At 74.2% G+C, this 15866-nt stretch carries 12 protein-coding genes and 3 pseudogenes; 5 read left to right on the top strand and 10 right to left on the bottom strand.

The window, feature by feature from the left end; all coding sequences use genetic code 11:
* The first annotated feature begins 39 nt into the window (after nt 1-39).
* Together ACFYS8_RS12795 and ACFYS8_RS12800 are read left to right on the top strand one after the other, a co-directional pair.
* A complete protein-coding gene (locus tag ACFYS8_RS12795; protein ID WP_387640703.1) occupies nt 40-699 on the top strand; it encodes a response regulator in 660 nt (219 codons plus the stop codon).
* Between the two features lie 58 nt (nt 700-757).
* Complete coding sequence (locus ACFYS8_RS12800; protein ID WP_387639734.1) at nt 758-1846, top strand: phosphotransferase enzyme family protein; 1089 nt, start codon at nt 758-760, stop codon at nt 1844-1846.
* 22 nt (nt 1847-1868) lie between these two features.
* Here the strand turns inward: ACFYS8_RS12800 and ACFYS8_RS12805 are convergent, their stop codons facing one another.
* The 5 genes and pseudogenes from ACFYS8_RS12805 to ACFYS8_RS12825 form a co-directional block, all read right to left on the bottom strand.
* Nucleotides 1869-3542, bottom strand: a complete 1674-nt coding sequence (locus ACFYS8_RS12805) for a protein kinase (protein WP_387639737.1) — start codon at nt 3540-3542, stop codon at nt 1869-1871.
* 201 nt (nt 3543-3743) lie between these two features.
* Nucleotides 3744-5078, bottom strand: a pseudogene (locus tag ACFYS8_RS12810) (protein kinase); the annotation flags it as partial.
* An 89-nt stretch (nt 5079-5167) separates the two neighbouring features.
* Nucleotides 5168-5779 carry a bacterial proteasome activator family protein gene (locus ACFYS8_RS12815; RefSeq protein WP_387639740.1) on the bottom strand — a complete coding sequence of 204 codons (612 nt, stop codon included), beginning with the start codon at nt 5777-5779 and terminating at the stop codon, nt 5168-5170.
* Nucleotides 5780-5867: 88 nt separating this feature from the next.
* Entirely contained in the window at nt 5868-6941 is a 1074-nt protein-coding gene (locus ACFYS8_RS12820; RefSeq protein WP_387639743.1) for a hypothetical protein, read from the bottom strand.
* A gap of 118 nt (nt 6942-7059) precedes the next feature.
* Nucleotides 7060-8028 (bottom strand): NAD(P)H-quinone oxidoreductase, encoded by a 969-nt coding sequence (locus ACFYS8_RS12825; protein WP_387639745.1) that lies wholly within the window; start codon nt 8026-8028, stop codon nt 7060-7062.
* A gap of 151 nt (nt 8029-8179) precedes the next feature.
* Here ACFYS8_RS12825 and ACFYS8_RS12830 point away from each other — a divergent pair, with 151 nt between their 5' ends.
* The gene (locus ACFYS8_RS12830; RefSeq protein WP_387639748.1) at nt 8180-9286 is read left to right on the top strand and encodes a potassium channel family protein; all 1107 of its coding nucleotides are present in this window, start codon (nt 8180-8182) and stop codon (nt 9284-9286) included.
* A gap of 44 nt (nt 9287-9330) precedes the next feature.
* Here the strand turns inward: ACFYS8_RS12830 and ACFYS8_RS12835 are convergent, their stop codons facing one another.
* The 4 genes and pseudogenes from ACFYS8_RS12835 to ACFYS8_RS12850 all read right to left on the bottom strand — a co-directional run bounded on the left by ACFYS8_RS12835 (nt 9331) and on the right by ACFYS8_RS12850 (nt 12576).
* Entirely contained in the window at nt 9331-10533 is a 1203-nt protein-coding gene (locus ACFYS8_RS12835) for a molybdopterin molybdotransferase MoeA (RefSeq protein ID WP_387640705.1), read from the bottom strand.
* A gap of 23 nt (nt 10534-10556) precedes the next feature.
* Nucleotides 10557-10814, bottom strand: a pseudogene (locus ACFYS8_RS12840) (DUF6457 domain-containing protein); the annotation flags it as partial.
* A gap of 183 nt (nt 10815-10997) precedes the next feature.
* A pseudogene (locus ACFYS8_RS12845) lies at nt 10998-11534 on the bottom strand (molybdenum cofactor guanylyltransferase); the annotation flags it as partial.
* 52 nt (nt 11535-11586) lie between these two features.
* Nucleotides 11587-12576: an MBL fold metallo-hydrolase gene (locus ACFYS8_RS12850; RefSeq protein WP_387639750.1), complete on the bottom strand. Its 990-nt coding sequence runs from the start codon at nt 12574-12576 to the stop codon at nt 11587-11589.
* A gap of 213 nt (nt 12577-12789) precedes the next feature.
* On the opposite strand from ACFYS8_RS12850, the gene manA reads away from it, so the two are divergent.
* A complete protein-coding gene (gene manA / locus ACFYS8_RS12855; protein ID WP_387640707.1) occupies nt 12790-13983 on the top strand; it encodes a mannose-6-phosphate isomerase, class I in 1194 nt (397 codons plus the stop codon).
* On the opposite strand, the gene ACFYS8_RS12860 is transcribed toward manA, so the two are convergent.
* On the bottom strand, nt 13980-14540 hold the full coding sequence (locus tag ACFYS8_RS12860; RefSeq protein WP_387639753.1) for an HD domain-containing protein: 561 nt from the start codon (nt 14538-14540) through the stop codon (nt 13980-13982). The two genes, manA and ACFYS8_RS12860, sit on opposite strands and share 4 nt — an antisense overlap.
* 103 nt (nt 14541-14643) lie before the next feature.
* On the opposite strand from ACFYS8_RS12860, the gene ACFYS8_RS12865 reads away from it, so the two are divergent.
* On the top strand, nt 14644-15855 hold the full coding sequence (locus ACFYS8_RS12865; RefSeq protein ID WP_387639755.1) for a GNAT family N-acetyltransferase: 1212 nt from the start codon (nt 14644-14646) through the stop codon (nt 15853-15855).
* Nucleotides 15856-15866: the final 11 nt, after the last annotated feature.

Below are 15866 nucleotides of genomic sequence, written 5' to 3' on the forward strand. Positions count from 1 at the left end.
AAGGGGGTAACGCCCATCGATTTGTGCGAGGCTTTACAAATGACCGATAACGGACATATCAGGGCGTTTCTCCTCGATGATCACGAAGTGGTCCGTCGAGGCGTGCACGAGCTCCTCTCGATCGAGGGCGACATCGAGGTGGTCGGCGAGGCCGGCACGGCCGCCGAGGCGCTCAACCGGATTCCGGTGGTCCACCCCGATGTGGCGGTGCTGGATGTCCGACTTCCCGACGGAAACGGGGTCGAGGTGTGCCGGGAGATCCGCTCCCGGTACCCGTCGGTGAAATGCCTGATGCTCACCTCCTTCTCCGACGACGAGGCGCTGTTCGACTCGATCATGGCGGGGGCCTCCGGATATGTCCTGAAAGCGATCCGCGGCACCGACCTGCTCTCCGCGGTCCGCGACGTCGCGGCCGGCAAATCCCTGCTCGACCCGGTCGCCACCAGCCGGGTGCTGGCCCGGCTGCGCGACGGTGGCGAGAAGGAGGACGAACGAATCGCGCAGTTGACGAAACAGGAGCGCCGCATCCTCGATCTGATCGGCGAGGGGATGACGAATCGGCAGATCGGCAATGAGCTGCACCTGGCCGAGAAAACCGTAAAAAACTACGTCAGCAGCCTGCTGGCGAAGATGGGCATGGAGCGCCGGACCCAGGTCGCCGCGTACGTCGCGCGCCGCCGGACGGACCCGCAGCACTGAGATCACGCCGAACACGGTGTGTCAAGTCGCTATCACGCCGAGTAATACGCTCTGCTCCGTGACGTACGGTCAGACCATCTCCCTCGCGCCGGCCCGCCCGGACGCCACCGCCCCTCCCATCGGCACTCTCAGCCCCCCGGTGGCGCACGCCGCCGTGGCCGGGGTCCTGCGCTCCTACCGCACCGCGCCGCCCGGCGCGGTGGTGCCGGTGGCGGAAGGACTGCTCAACCGCGGCTACCGGATCGCGACCGCCGACGGCGCCGAATACTTCCTGAAGTGCTACGTCGACCGGGCCACCGCCCACAAGCCCGCGATCCTCCGCCAGCACCGCGCCACCGCCGGCCTGGCCGCGCTCGGCCTCCCGGTACCGCCGCCGCTCACCAACCGGGACGGCCGGACCGTCACCGCGTACGGCGGCCGGCTGTTCGCGCTCTACCCGTGGGTGCCCGGCAGCCACCGGCACGGCACCGAACTCGCCCCCGCCCGGTGCGGCGAACTCGGCACCCTGCTGGGAGCACTGCACGGCGCACTCCACGAGGTCTGCGCCCCCCTGCGGCAGCCGGACCGGGTGCTCAGCGCCGAGGTCCAGGAGACCGAGCGGATCGTCCTCGAGCTGCGCGACCAGGCCCGCGCCCACCGCCCCTACGGGCCGTTCGACCGGCTCGCCGAGCAGCGCCTGACCGAGCGGCTGGACCTGCTCGCCACGCACCGGCACCGCCGCCCCGGCCCGACCGCCGCACCGCCCACCGGCTGGACCCACGGCGACTTCCACGGCCTGAACCTGCTCTACCGGGGCGACGCCGTCAGCGCCGTCCTGGACTGGGACAAGCTCGCCCCGCACCCGGTCGCCGAGGAGGCGGTACGGGCCGCCACGCTGCTGTTCAACGACCGCACCACCGGCGTCCTCGACCTGGTCCGGGTCCGGCACTGGGCCCGCGCCTACCGGGCCACCGGCGCCGCGGACGCCGAACAGGTCGCCGCCGCGGTCCACCGGGTCTGGTGGGAGCGGCTGAACGACCTGTGGATGCTGCAGTGGCACTACCAGCGCCGCGACCACCGGGCCGACCCGCTCTTCCCGGCCTCCGCCGGGCAGCTCACCTGGTGGTGCCAGGACTACGAGCAGGTCATGGACGCGTTCGCCAACTGACCTGCCGCGCCCCGTCCTCCGCTCAGCCCGTCAGCTGCGCCCCGGCGCCCGGGCTGGTGCTCGGCTTGGGCACCGGCGGGGCGCTGGAGCTCGGGCTGGCCGGCGGCGAGCTCTTGTCGCCGGACGCACTCGCCGAGGGCGACGGCTTCGTCGAGTGCGAGGGGCTGGCCGAGGCGGACGCGGACGCGCTGGCGGAGGCGGAGGCGCTGGCCGACGGCGACCAGCTCGGCTGCTCGGTCTGGCGGCCGGTGCCCTGGCTGCGGGTCGGCGGGGCGCTGGTGGGGTGCTCCGACTGCTCACCGGGGGACGGGGTGCTGGTGGAGTGCACCGGCGTCTTCGAGTCCTGGTCTGTGGACTTATGGTTGCCCCCGTTCGCGGTCAGCGCCAGCGCCACCCCGATGGTGGCGGCCAGCACCAGGGCGACCGCGCCCAGTACCAGGCCCCACGGGTTGCGGCGGCGCCGCTCCTCCACGTCCTCGCCGCCGTGGTCCCCGCCGCCGACGGCCGGGTACGCGCGGGCGGGCGTCTGGTAGCCCGAGGCCATCGGGTACGGCAGCGCCTCGGTCCGGGTGGCAGGGTCGCCGAGGGCGCCGAGCACCGTGGTCGGCGCGGACGAGCCGCCCGGCGGGGTGCTGTCCCAGCCGTCGGCCCCGAGGACCGCCGTCTCGGCCGCCGGGTAGCCCCCGGCGGCCGCGCCGTGCAGCTGCCGCAGCGCGTGCTGCACGTGGGCGCGGAACTCGTCGGCGCTCTGGAACCGGTCGTCCGGGTTCTTCTCCAGCGCCCGCAGCACCAGCGCGTCCAGCTGCGGCGGCACCCGGTCGTTCACCCGGGACGGCGGCACCGGCGCGTCCTGGACGTGCTGGTACACCACCGACAGCGGGGTCTCGCCGACGAACGGCGGCCGCAGGGTGAGCAGTTCGTACAGCATGCAGCCGGCCGCGTACAGGTCGGAGCGGTGGTCGACGGCCTTGCCGAGGGCCTGCTCCGGCGACAGGTACTGCGGGGTGCCCATCACCATGCCGGTCTGCGTCATGGTGGTGGCCGCGCCGGTCAGCGCGCGGGCGATGCCGAAGTCCATCACCTTGACGGCGCCGCCGTTGGTGATGATGACGTTGGCGGGCTTGATGTCCCGGTGCACGATCCCGTGCTGGTGGCTGTACGCCAGCGCCTCCAGCACTCCGGCGGTGATGATCAGCGCCTGGTCGACCGGCGGCGCCTCCTCGTCCACCAGCAGCTCGCGCACCGTGCGGCCCTCGACCAGCTCCATCACGATGTACGGGGTGGACTCCCCGCCGTGGTGCTCCTCGCCGGTGTCGTAGACCGCCACGATCGAGTGGTGGTTGAGCGCGGCCACCGAGTGTGCCTCACGGGTGAAGCGCAGCCGGGCGGTGTCGTCCTCGGCGAGTTCGGAGCGCAGCAGCTTGACCGCCACGGTGCGACCCAGCCGGAGGTCCTGGGCGGCGAGCACCTCGGCCATGCCGCCGCGGCCCAGCCGGCCGGTCAGCCGGTAGCGGCCGTCACCGACGGTGGAGAGGGGAAGCGCGCCGCCCCGCCCGGAGGTGGCCGACCCGACCGGCAGTGCCTCGGTCGGTCCGGTGATCTCGGCGGCCCGGCCGTCGTCCTCGTCCCGCGCGTACTGCGCCGGAACGTCCCGCTGGTCCGCCCGGCCGTCGTCCGGTCGTTCGCTCTGACCCATCGCTCCTCGCCCCGGGCATTCGCTCGGCGCGCGTTCGCCCTGTCGGTTCCGTCCTCAGAACGCTACCGTCTCGCGCGCGCCGACGTGGCACGGGAGGGCCGGTGCGGGGCTCACAGCGAACTCTGCGAGCCCGCTCCGAAGGGGAGTTCGAGCACGGAGCAGGGCCCGGGATCAGTAGGTCGAGGTGCTCGCTCCGGCCGCCGCGATCGACACGATGATGATCGCAAGGATGATCACACCGACAATCACACCGACCACGATCAGCGCGGTCGAACAGCCGTTGCTGTTGTTCGCCGGCGGCGGGTACGCCATCGGCCCCGTTGTCATTGGCCCCGTCATCATCGGACCCGGCATCGGCGGCCCGGGCATCGGTTGCGGGAACGGCGGCGGCGTGGTCTGCGGGAAACCCTGCTGGAAGTGCGGTTGCGGGAACGGCTGCGGCGTCTGCGGCGCCTGCGGGAACGGCGGCGGGGTCTGCGGGAACGGCTGCGGCGTCTGCCCGTACGGCGGCGGCGTCTGCGGCCCGGGCACCGGCTGGTACGGCTGCGGCGGCGGAGTGCCACCGTTCACCGGCGGGAAGTTGGTCAGCGACGGCGCGGCATGCACCGACCGCGGCCCCTCGCCGATCACCAGCGGAGTCGACGCCTGCAACGGCGTACCGCCCTGCTCCCCCGCCGCGACCCGCTCGACCTCCTCGCGCATCGCCTCCGCCGACGGGAACCGGTGCGCCGGGTCCTTGCGCAGCGCCTGCGCCACCAGCCCGTCCACCGCGGGCGTGACCGCCCCGTTCAGCGTGGACGGCGCCGGCGGGGTCTCCTGCACGTGCTTGTACGCGATCGAGAACGCCGAATCGCCGTCGAACGGCAGCTGCCCGCTGAGCAGCTCGAACAGCATGCAGCCCACCGAGTACAGGTCGGACCGGGCGTCCACGCTCTTGCCGAGCGCCTGCTCCGGCGACAGGTACTGCGGGGTACCGACCACCATGCCGGTCTGCGTCATCGACGTCACCCCGGACTGCAGGGCGCGCGCGATGCCGAAGTCCATCACCTTGACGACGCCCTTGGTGGACACCATCACGTTCGCCGGCTTGATGTCGCGGTGCACCAGCCCCTGGTCGTGCGAGGCCTCCAGCGCCGACAGCACCGCCGCGGTGATCTTCAGCGCCTGCTCGGTCGGCATCGCGCCGCGGGTGGTCACCTGCTCGTCCAGCACGTCCTTCAGCGAACGGCCCTCGACGAACTCCATGACGATGTACGGCGTCGCCGTCCCGTCCGGACCGACGTCCTCACCGGAGTCGAACACCGAGACGATGTTGGTGTGCTGAAGCCGGGCCACCGCCTGCGCCTCGCGCCGGAACCGCTCCTTGAACGAGGCCTCCCGGCCCAGCTCGGTGTGCAGCGTCTTCACCGCGACCTGACGGTCCAGCACCGTGTCGTACGCCAGATGAACGGCCGCCATGCCGCCCTGCCCGAGCAACCGCTGCAGCACATACCGGCCGTGGCCGAGCGAGTGGCCCTCGGTGGTGCCCTCAGTCATGGTCCCAGCTCCCCCTCGGCGCGCCGTACTTCCGGACAGGGGCCAGGGTAGCGGTTCGGGGCCGCGCCGCAGCGCGGCCCCCGAGACCGCTACAGGTAGGGGCCGGAACGCATACCGCGGCCGGGGACCGGCTCGTCCAAGTCCCCCTCCGCACCGTGCAGTCCCGGCGGAAGCGCCCGCCGCATCTGCTCCAGCTGCGCCCGCGCAGCCATCTGCTGGGCGAACAACGCGGTCTGGATGCCGTGGAACAGGCCCTCCAACCAGCCCACCAACTGCGCCTGGGCGATGCGCAGTTCGGCCTCGGTCGGGATGACGTCGTCGGCGAACGGCAGCGACAGCCGCTCCAGCTCCTCGACCAACTCCGGCGCCAGGCCCAGCTCCAGCTCCTTGATCGAGCTGGCGTGAATGTCCTTCAGCCGGGCCCGGCTCGCCTCGTCCAGAGGCGCCGCCCGCACCTCCTCCAGCAACTGCTTGATCATGCTGCCGATCCGCATCACCTTCGCCGGCTGCTCGACCATCTCGGTCACCGGCAGCTCACGCGGCTCGTCGTCGTCGTCGCTCCGGCCGAGCCCGCCGACCGGCGCGGTGCCCACCGCCATGCCGTCCGGTCCGACGATCAGCACCTTCGGACTGTCCTCGGACTTCCCGCTCGACGCCTGGTGAGGCTCCTGCTGCGACCGCTCGTTCATCGGGTTGGTCATAGCTCCTTCATATGCTTCGTCCACCGCGGAGGTCAACGCGCCTGGTATCCGGATCGTCCCACCCGGCGGCTACCCGCGTCGCACGGCATCACCGCCGGCGCAGCTTCATTCCGACCAGGCCGAGGCCCAGTCCGATCATGCCCAGTCCGACGCCCAGCGGCAGCTGATTCGCGGACTGATCCCCCGACCCGAGCGGCCCCACCGGCACCACCGGGCCCACCGGCGGCGCCCCGCCCGCGACCACCGAACCGTCCGCGCCCGCCCCGGCGCCCGGCTCCGCCGGGGGCTCGAGCACGTCCTCATCGCGCCCCCCGGCCCCGTCCGCCCCGCCCTGCGCACCCGCCCCGGGGGCGGCCTGCTGCCCACCGTCCCCGCCCGGCGGGTCCGTCGACGGGTCTGGCTGCTTCGCGGCAGGGGTCGGGGCCTGGACCGGGGCTTGGGTCGGGGCTCGGCCCGGGGCTTGGGTCGCAGCCTTGGACGGGGTCGAAGCCGGGGCGTGGGCCGGGACCGGGGCCGGGGCCGGGGCCGGGGGCATCACCGGCCGGTGGTGGTGCGCCCACCCGGGCCGGCCCGGCTCCGGGCTGCTCGTCAGGGCACCGGGAGGCTCCTCGCGCGACGGCGACGGGGGCTCGGCCGAAGGTTCCGCAGACGGCGACGGCTCTGCGGCGGCGGACGGCGCCGCGGCGGGCATCGGTGTGCGGGACGGCGCGGCCGGTCCAACGGGGACGGGGGTGCGGCTCGGAGCGGGGCTCGGCGAGGCGGCGATCCGGGTCGCGCTCGGGACGGCGGGCACCGGCACCGGGACCGGAACCGGCACGGGGACGGCCGGGGCCGACGGGGCGGTCGCGGATATCGCGCCGTCGGTCGGCGCCGCCGGCCGCACGGACTGCCCGGCCGCGACGGCCCGGGCGATCCGCTCCGCCGCCTGCCCGCGCGCGGCGTCGAACTCCGCCTGCGCCTGCTCCCTCGCGGCGTCCAGCCGCGCCTGGGTCTGCTCGCGGGCATCACGGGCATCGGCCGCCGGATCGACGGCGAAGACGGGAGCGGCCAGCAGCAGCGGCAGCGCCAGACCGGTCAGCGCCGCTCTGCGGAGCAGCACGCCGGGGCGGGCGGTGGGGGTGCGGCGCGGGGCCGGGGGCACGAGGCGGCGGCGAGCGAGCATCGAAAGCAGGTCCTCCCGACGGCCGTCCGCACCGAGGTGCGGACGGAGGCGGAACAGCTTCCCACCAGACTCACACACCCGGACATTACGGGCATTTCCGCCGCCTCGGGCCCCGGGATCACACCTCCAGGACGACCTTTCCGACCTGGGTACCGGCCTCGACCACGCGGTGCGCCTCGGCGGCGTCGGTGATCGGCAGAACCCGGTCCACCACGGGCCGGACCACGCCCGCCTCGACCAGCGGCCAGACGTGCTCGCGCACCGCCGCGACGATCGCCGCCTTCTCGGCGAGCGGCCGCCCGCGCAGGTTGGTGGCGATCACGGCGGCGCGCTTCGACAGCAGGGTGGCCAGGTTGAGCTCGGCCTTGATGCCGCCCTGCATGCCGATCACCACCAGCCGGCCGTTGACCGCGAGGGCGTCCACGTTCCGCTGCAGGTACTTTGCGCCCATGATGTCGAGGATGACGTCGGCCCCGCCGAGCGCGGCGATCTCGGCGACGAAGTCCTGCTTGTTGTAGTCGATCAGCACGTCCGCGCCGAGTTCGGCGCACCTGGCGAGCTTCTCCGGGCTGCCGGCGGTGACCGCGACCCGGGCACCGACCGCCTTGGCCAGCTGGATCGCCATGGTGCCGATGCCGCTCGCCCCGCCGTGCAGCAGCACCGTCTCGGCGGGGCGCAGGTGCGCGACCTGGAAGACGTTCGACCACACCGTGCAGGCCACCTCGGGCAGCGCGGCAGCCTCCACCAGCGTCAACCCCTTCGGAACCGGCAGCAGTTGACCGACCGGCACGGCAACCTGCCGGGCGTAACCGCCGCCGGCCAGCAGCGCGCACACCTCGTCGCCGACCGACCAGCCGGCCACGCCGGGGCCGAGCGCGGCGATCCGGCCCGAGCACTCCAGCCCCGGGTAGGGCGAACTGCCGGGCGGCGGATCATAGAAGCCCTGACGCTGCAGCAGATCGGCCCGGTTGACCGCGGTGGCGGCAACCTCGACCAGCACTTCGCCGGCCGCCGGAACGGGATCGGGCACCTCGGCCCAGACCAGCTGTTCGGGACCACCGGGCTCGGGAATCGTGATGGCTCGCATGGCCGCCACGCTACGCCTCCGCCTTTGGGGCACCCCTTCCCCCCGCCGTCAACCGGCAGTCCGTCAAGGGCCGGCACCGGCACTGGACAGGGTGGCGACACTCCGCCCCCGGGGTCGGTCGGTGACGTCCGCACCCCTCATTCTTGTGCCTGTGTCGAACTCCAACCCGCCCACCGACCCGGGTGCCCGGCCGTCCCGTCTGACGCTCAGTCGTTTCCGCGACCAGGGCGCCGAAGACACCGACCCCGCCCGCCGGATCGCCCTGCCCGCCCGCCGCACCCGCCCGCCGACGCGGCAGGTCGGCCGCCGCCTGCTGCTGGCCCTGGGCGTGCTGGTGGCGACCACGCTGATCGTCTACGCCGACCGCGGCGGCTACAACGACAACGCGAACAGCTCGGTCAGCTTCCTCGACGCGGCGTACTACGCCACCGTCACCCTCTCCACCACCGGCTACGGCGACATCACCCCGGTGAGCGACAGCGCCCGGCTGGTGAACATCTTCGTGATCACGCCACTGCGCGTGGTCTTCCTGATCATCCTGGTCGGCACGACTCTCGAAGTGCTCACCGAACGCACCCGCCTGCAGTGGCGGATCGAACGCTGGAGGCACACCGTGCGGGACCACACCGTCGTCATCGGCTACGGCACCAAGGGCCGCAGCGCCGTGGACACCCTGCTCGGACAGGGCGTCCCGAAGGACTCCATCGTGGTGGTCGACCCGCAGGCCCGGGCCATCGACCAGGCCACCCACGACGGCCTGGTCGGCGTGCTCGGCGACGCCACCCGCACCGCGACCCTGATGCGCGCCGAACTGCCCCGCGCCGCCCAGGTGGTGGTCGCCCCCGAACGCGACGACACCGCCGCACTCATCACCCTGACCGCCCGCCAGCTCAACCGCGGCGCCACCGTGGTCGCCGCCGTCCGCGAGGACGAGAACGCCCCCCTCCTCCGCCAGAGCGGCGCCGACGTCGTGGTCACCTCCTCCAGCTCGGCCGGCCGCCTGCTCGGCATGTCGATGCTCAGCCCCAACGCGGGCGCCGTCATGGAGGACCTGCTCACCTACGGCAACGGCCTGGACGTCGCCGAACGCCCCGTCACCAAGGCCGAAGCCGGCCTGAGCCCCCGCGAACTCCCCGACCTGGTGGTGGCCGTGGTCCGCGGCCGCCGGGTCCTCAACTACACCGAACCGGAGGCGGCCGTCCTCCAGCTCACCGACCGCCTGATCGTCATCAAGCCGGGCGCCCCCGTCCCGTCCTGACCCACCCGGTTCCACGGTTCCACGTGAAACATCCGCCCGGCCGGTCAGGGCAACGGCAGCACCTCGGCGTGCTCCCCCGCCGCCAGGCCGCCGGGCGGGACCACGGCCAGGGCTTCCGCCCGGGCCAGGCCGCGCAGCATCGCCGGGCCGTCGTGCGGCAGTGGGGCGAGGCCGGACGGGGTGTGCCGGACGGGGTGCAGGCGGGTGTCCGTCGGGTGTCCGGGGAGCGCGGCGGCCAGCGGGCCGGTCGAGACGGCGGCAGTTCGTCCGGACAGGGCGTACAGCAGCGGCAGCGCGAGCGTGACGGTGCCCGCGACGGCCGCCAGCGGATTGCCCGGCAGGCCCACCAGGTGTCGACCGCCCGGCAGCGCCCCCAGCAGCATGGGATGCCCGGGCCGCACCGCCACCCCGTCCACCAGCAGGTGGCCGCCGGTGGCCTCGAGCGCGGCGTGCAGGAAGTCCACCGGCCCGGCGGCCGTCCCGCCGGTGGTGAGCACCAGGTCGGCCGGCGAGTGCCGGACCGCGTCCCGCAGCAGCCCGAAGTCGTCCCGGACGTGGCGGCTTCCCAGCAGTTCGGCCCCGGCGGCGGCCAGCCAGGGCGGCAGCAGCGGACCCAGCGCGTCCCGCACCCGGCCCGGCGCGGGCAGCCCCGCCGTCAGCAACTCGTCGCCCAGCACCAGCAGTTCGACGGTCGGACGGCGGCGCACTGCCAGCAGGTCGTGCCCGGACGCGGCCGCCAGGCCGAGCACCGCCGGCGTCACCGGCAGCCCGGCGGGCAGCAGTTCCTCGCCCCGCCGGCACTCCTGCCCGCGCGGCCGGACGTCCTGGCCCGGGCCGACCTCGCCGCGCAACTGGGCCGTGCCGTCCGGGAGTTCGGCCACCCGCCCGCGCTCGCGGCGGAGCACCCCGGTGGCGCCGGACGGCAGCTGGGCGCCGGTGGCGATCACCACCGCCGCGCCGTCCGCCAGTGGGGCGCAGTCCTGGCCCGCCAGCACCCGGCCGGACAGCCGCCACGGCCCCGGCCCGGCCACCGCCCAGCCGTCCATCGCCGACGTGTCGAACGCGGGCAGGTCGGTGAGCGCGGCCAGCGGCTCGGCGAGGGTCCGCCCGGCCGCGACCGCCAGCGGCACCCGCTCCACCGGCAGCGGACGCGCCGCCGCCCACGCGGTACGCCGGGCCACCGGCCACGGGCACCCGCGCAAGGTGGCCGCACCCGGCGACAGCACCGGTTCGCCGACCGGATCCACCGTCCCGCTGCCCGCCCCGCCGTTCACCGCTCCGCCGGACCGTCCGTCTCGGCGGCCCAGCGCTCCGCCAGGGCCGTCGCCTTCGCCGACGCCTCGGCCACCGCCGCCGCCCCACCACCCTTCAGCGCCGCCGCGTACCCCACCAGGAACGCCGTCAACGGCGCCGCCGGGCGCTCCACCCCGTGCGCCACCACCCGGGTCATGTCCAACAGGCCCCGGACGTCCACCGCAAGGTCCAGCCCCAGCTCGGCCGCGGCCGCAGCCATCCACTCGTCCAATGTGCGCTCCATGACGCCCATGCTGCCCGATCCCGGCTGCCGCAGGCCGCTTCCCCCGGCAGCGCCACGCAGCGCACCTCCCGCCGCACCGACGACACCCGGTGCGCTGCGGCGGGCCCCCGCACCTCGCCCGGGACATGCCCCGGGTGCGCCGAGCGCCCGCCGGCCTCAGCGTTCCCCCGCCGCCCGCTGCCGGGCCGCCGCCAGCTCCTGCGGGGTGTCGCAGTCGAAGGACGCGCCCGCCGGGTCGGGCACCCGCACCAGGCGCAGGCCGCCGGTCAGGGCGCGCAGGGGGCGACCGGCCGGGTCGGGCAGTGCGGCAAGCGTGCGCCGCAGCGCGGCGGTGCGGTAGGCGGCGGCCAGCGGCTGGTCGCGGCCCTCGGCGTCCACCAGCAGGGCCCCGTCGGCGTCACCGACGGCGGCCAGCAGCCGCTCCACCGTCGTGGTGTCCAGGAACGGCAGGTCGGCGGCCAGCAGCAGCACCAGTGGCGACGTCACCTCGGGCACTGCGGTGGCCACCGCCGCCAGCGGGCCGCCGCCGGGCGGGTCCTCGCGCAGCCAGTGCACGCCGGGGTGCTCGGTGGGCCGCGACGGGCCGACCACCAGAACGTGCCGGGCCCCCGCGCAGGCCGTCAGCACCCGGTCCAGCAACGGGCGGCCGCCGACCGTGAGGGCCGGCTTGTCCACGCCGCCGAGCCGCCGGCCCGCACCGCCTGCCGCCACCACCGCGTCGTACACCGCGTCGTCCTGCGTCACCCGGGCAGTATCGCCGCTGTCACCGCTCGTCGTCGCCCTCGGAGCCCGCGGCGCCCTCGGGGCCCGCATCGTCCTCGTCGCTCTCCTCGACGATCTCCGCGTCGATGATGCCGTTCTCCTCCTGCCCGACCTCCGGCACCGCCGCGTCGACGCGGCCGACGTTCGCCGCCGCGCCGAGTTCCAGGATGGCCGGCAGGGTCAGGCCGCCGTAGCGCTCGTTCACCGCGTTGGCCAGTGCCTCCGCGTCCCGGGGGTGGTCGGCCAGGGCCTCGTCGAAGTCGCGCAGGTAGGTGGCGGTGAAGCCGAGTACCCGGTGTGCCGCGTCGTCCATGCCGGGGGCGCGGTGTCCGGCGATCACCCGGTCCACGGCCAGGTCGGCGATCCGGTTGAGGTTGTGCGACCACTGGCCGCGTGCCGCCGGGTCGGTGTCGGCCGTCCACACGTGGGTGCCGTTGTAGACGAAGTCGCCCGCGATGACGGTGTGGATGCTCGGCAGGTAGACCGCCGTGGAGCCGGCGCAGTCGGCCTGACCGAGCGGCAGCACCCGGATCAGCTGACCGTCGATCATCAGCGGCTGCGGCAGCAACGGGGCGGGCAGCAGCGGCTGGTCGGGGATGTCGTCGCCGTAGACCGGCTTCCACTGCGCGACCTTCGCCGCGGCGGTCCGCGCGATGCCGTCCACCACCGAGGGCGCGGCCAGCAGCCGCGCGGCGGGGAACAGCCGGAGCACCTCGTCCGCGCCGAAGTAGTGGTCGGGGTGCTGGTGGGTGATGACGATCGCCAGCAGCTGCCGGCCCTTGCCGGCGATCCACTCCGCGAGTTGCCGGCCCGCGCTGCGGGTCAGCTGGGCGTCCACCAGGATCGCCGTGTGCTCGCCCATGATCAGGCTGGAGGTGGCGAAGAACGCGCTCTCCGGGCCGGTGAACACCTCGACCTCCAGCGGACGGAAGGACGGCGCGGCACCCGCCCCACGGCCCTCAGCGTTCTCGTCGGGCGGTGACGCGGTCACGGTTGCTCCCCTGGTCGGTGTTCGGTGGCGGGACCGATCGGCCCCGGTTACCGTCCACCCTCTCCCGGAACCCCCCTCCGACGCCGGGTAGGCACGCCCAGCAGAGTGATCACCTGGCACCATCGGACGGCCAACTGCGTCAGCTATTGTCGGTGGTCCTCGCGCACCGGCCACCGCAGCGCACGCATGTCCGCACGCATCTTGGAGTACTTGATGGACCGGCTCGACAACACCGTCCGCGACTACGCCTGGGGTTCGGCCACCGCCATCCCCGAACTGCTCGGCCGACCCGCCACCGGTGAGCCGCAGGCCGAACTGTGGATGGGCGCCCACCCCGGCGCGCCCTCGGTGATCGACCGCGGCAACGGCCCGGTGCCGCTCGACCGGGTGATCGCCGCCGACCCGGCGGCCGAGCTGGGCGCCGCCGCCGTCGCGCAGTTCGGGCCGACGCTGCCGTTCCTGCTGAAGGTGCTGGCCGCCGCCACCCCGCTGTCCATCCAGGCCCACCCCACCCGCGCCGAGGCCCGGGCCGGCCACGCCGACGAGGAGCAGCGCGGCGTCCCCGCGAACGCGCCGCACCGCAACTACAAGGACGACAACCACAAGCCCGAACTGATCTGCGCGCTCAGCGAGTTCGAGGGCCTGTGCGGTTTCCGGGCGCCCGCCGACGCGGCCGACCTGATGGCCTCGCTGGAGGTGCCTGGGCTGGAGCCGCTGATCGACCTGCTGCGCACCAAGCCGGAGGCCGAGGCGCTGTCCGGCGCGCTCGCCGAGGCGCTCGCGCTGACGGACGAGCAGGGCCGGGCCACCGTGGACGCCGTGGCCCGCGCCGTCACCGCCGCCGCCCCGTCCGACCCGACGGGCGCGATGGCCGGCTACGCCTTCGCCGCCGCCGAGTACCCCGGCGACCGCGGCCTGGTCGCCGCCCTGCTGCTCAACTACGTCCGCCTGCAGCCCGGCGAGGCGCTCTACCTCGGCGCCGGCCTGCCGCACGCGTACCTGCGCGGTACCGGCGTGGAGATCATGGCCAACTCCGACAACGTGCTGCGCTGCGGGTTCACCCCGAAGCACGTGGACGTTCCCGAGCTGATGAAGGTGGTGGGCTTCGAGAGCGGCAGCCCCGAGATCCTCCGCCCCGAGCCCGGCGCGGACGGCGAGCGGCTCTACCCGGTGCCGATCGACGAGTTCCGGCTCTCCCGCTACGACCTCGCCGAGCAGCCCGCCGTGCTGCCCGGCGACGCCCCGCAGATCCTGCTCTGCACTGCCGGCACCGTCGAACTCGCCTCCGGCGCACAGACGTTGACGCTCCACCAGGGCGAGTCGGCGTTCCTGCCGGCGAACGGCGCCGAGACCACGCTGACCGGCCCGGGCGCGAGCGTCTTCCGCAGCACCGTCACGCTGGCCTAGGCCGTCGGGAAGAGCGCCTGGTGGGCCAGGCGCTCTTCCGCACCGTCGCCGATCGCGGTGAGCAGTTCGTCCAGTGCGAGGAACTGCTCCCACCGCTCGCCACCGCCGGCCCGGACCAGGGCGGCGACCAGCAGGTCCTCCAGGTCCGGGACGCGCCTGTTCTTCCACACCTTGTCGGCCAGGGACACCAGCAGGTCCTCAACTCCGCTGTCCGGGCCCCACGTTGCGTGGCCGGCCGCGAAGCGGGCCAGCTCCGGGGCGACACCCGCCGCCAGCAGCAGCTCCCGTCCGGCCGGCTCGTGCGCCGATCCTGGGCCGGACAGCTCCGCGCGGTGCAGGGCCTTCCCGATGTCGTGGGTGGCCGCGCCGAACAGCACCGCCGCCCGGTTGAACTCCAGCCCCGGGCAGTGCTCCGCCGACCAGTCCACCAGCCGCACCGCCACGTCGTGCACCAGCCGCAGGTGCGCCACCAGCCGCGGCGGCGCGGCCAACTCGGCCAGCAGCAGCGACACTTCGTCCGGCAGCGGGCACAGTCGCAGTTCGTCGTCGTCGCTCACGGCGGGCGAGGCTACCAGCCGCAAATTCGCTTGACCCAGCAGTGGGCCGCCGCTTGCACTTGGGCGGGCATCTGGCCGACAAGCGCGGGGAGGCAGCACAGCCATGGAGATTCGTTCCACCACCGAGAAGGACCTCGACGTCTTCGTCGACACCGTTTTCGCCGCGTTCGGGAAGCACCCGACCACACCGGCCGAGGACGGCACCGGCGTCTGGTGGTCGGCACTCGAACCCGAGCGCGGGCTGCTCGCCGTCACCGAGGAGGGGCGGCCGGTCGGCACCTCGTGCGCGTACTCCTTCGAGCTGACGCTGCCCGGCGGGGCGACCGTGCCGGTGGCCGGCATCAGCTGCGTCGGCGTGCTGCCCACGCACCGGAGGCAGGGCGTGCTCACCGCGATGAAGCGCCGCCAGCTGGCCGACCTGCGCGAACGCGGGGAGATCATGTCGGTGCTGCTGGCCTCCGAGGCGGTGATCTACCGGCGGTTCGGCTACGGCCCGGCCACCTACACCCGGCGGCTGACCGTACCCCGGCACCGCGCCGCGCTCACCCCGCCGCGGGCCGGCCAGGAGCCCCCCGGCACCGTCGAACTGCTCCGGCTCAGCGACTGCCGCGAGCTGGTGGAACAGATCTACGACCGCTACCGCCGCACCCAGCCCGGCGCGATCTCCCGCCCGCCCCGCTGGTGGGCCCGGAAGGCGGGCCACGCCCCGACCGGCCCGGACCAGCGCTATATCGCCCTGCACCGGGACGCCGACGGCACCCCGGACGGGTACGCCAGCTACTCCCTCGACGACTCGCTCGCCATGCTGGTCGACGAGACCATCGCACTCGACGACGCCGCGTTCACCGCGCTGGCCCGCTGCCTGCTCGGCCACGACCTGGTCACCGACGTCGCCTTCCGGCACTTCCCGCCCGGCCACCCGCTGCGCTGGCAGCTGACCGACTTCAACGCCGGCACGATCAGCGGGGACACCGACTGGCTCTGGGTCCGGCTGCTCGACATCCCGCGCGCCCTCACCGCCCGCGCATGGTCCGCGGACGGCGAACTCGTCCTCGACGTCGACGACCCGTTCCTCGGCGAACACACCCGCCACCTGCTGACCGTCCGCGACGGCCGCGCCGAATGCACCCCCACCGACCGCGAGCCCGACCTCTCCATGGACATCAGCGACCTCGGCTCGATCTACCTCGGCGGCACCACCCCCACCACCCTCACCCGAGCCGGCCACATCCGCGCCCACCACCCGACCGCCGCCACCCAGGCCGACGCCATGTTCCGCGCCGAACGCGAACCGCACTGCCTGCACTGGTTCTGACGGCGCGCCGC

Origin of the sequence: Kitasatospora sp. NPDC004615 (assembly GCF_042873545.1) — a bacterium.
Lineage (GTDB): Bacteria > Actinomycetota > Actinomycetes > Streptomycetales > Streptomycetaceae > Kitasatospora.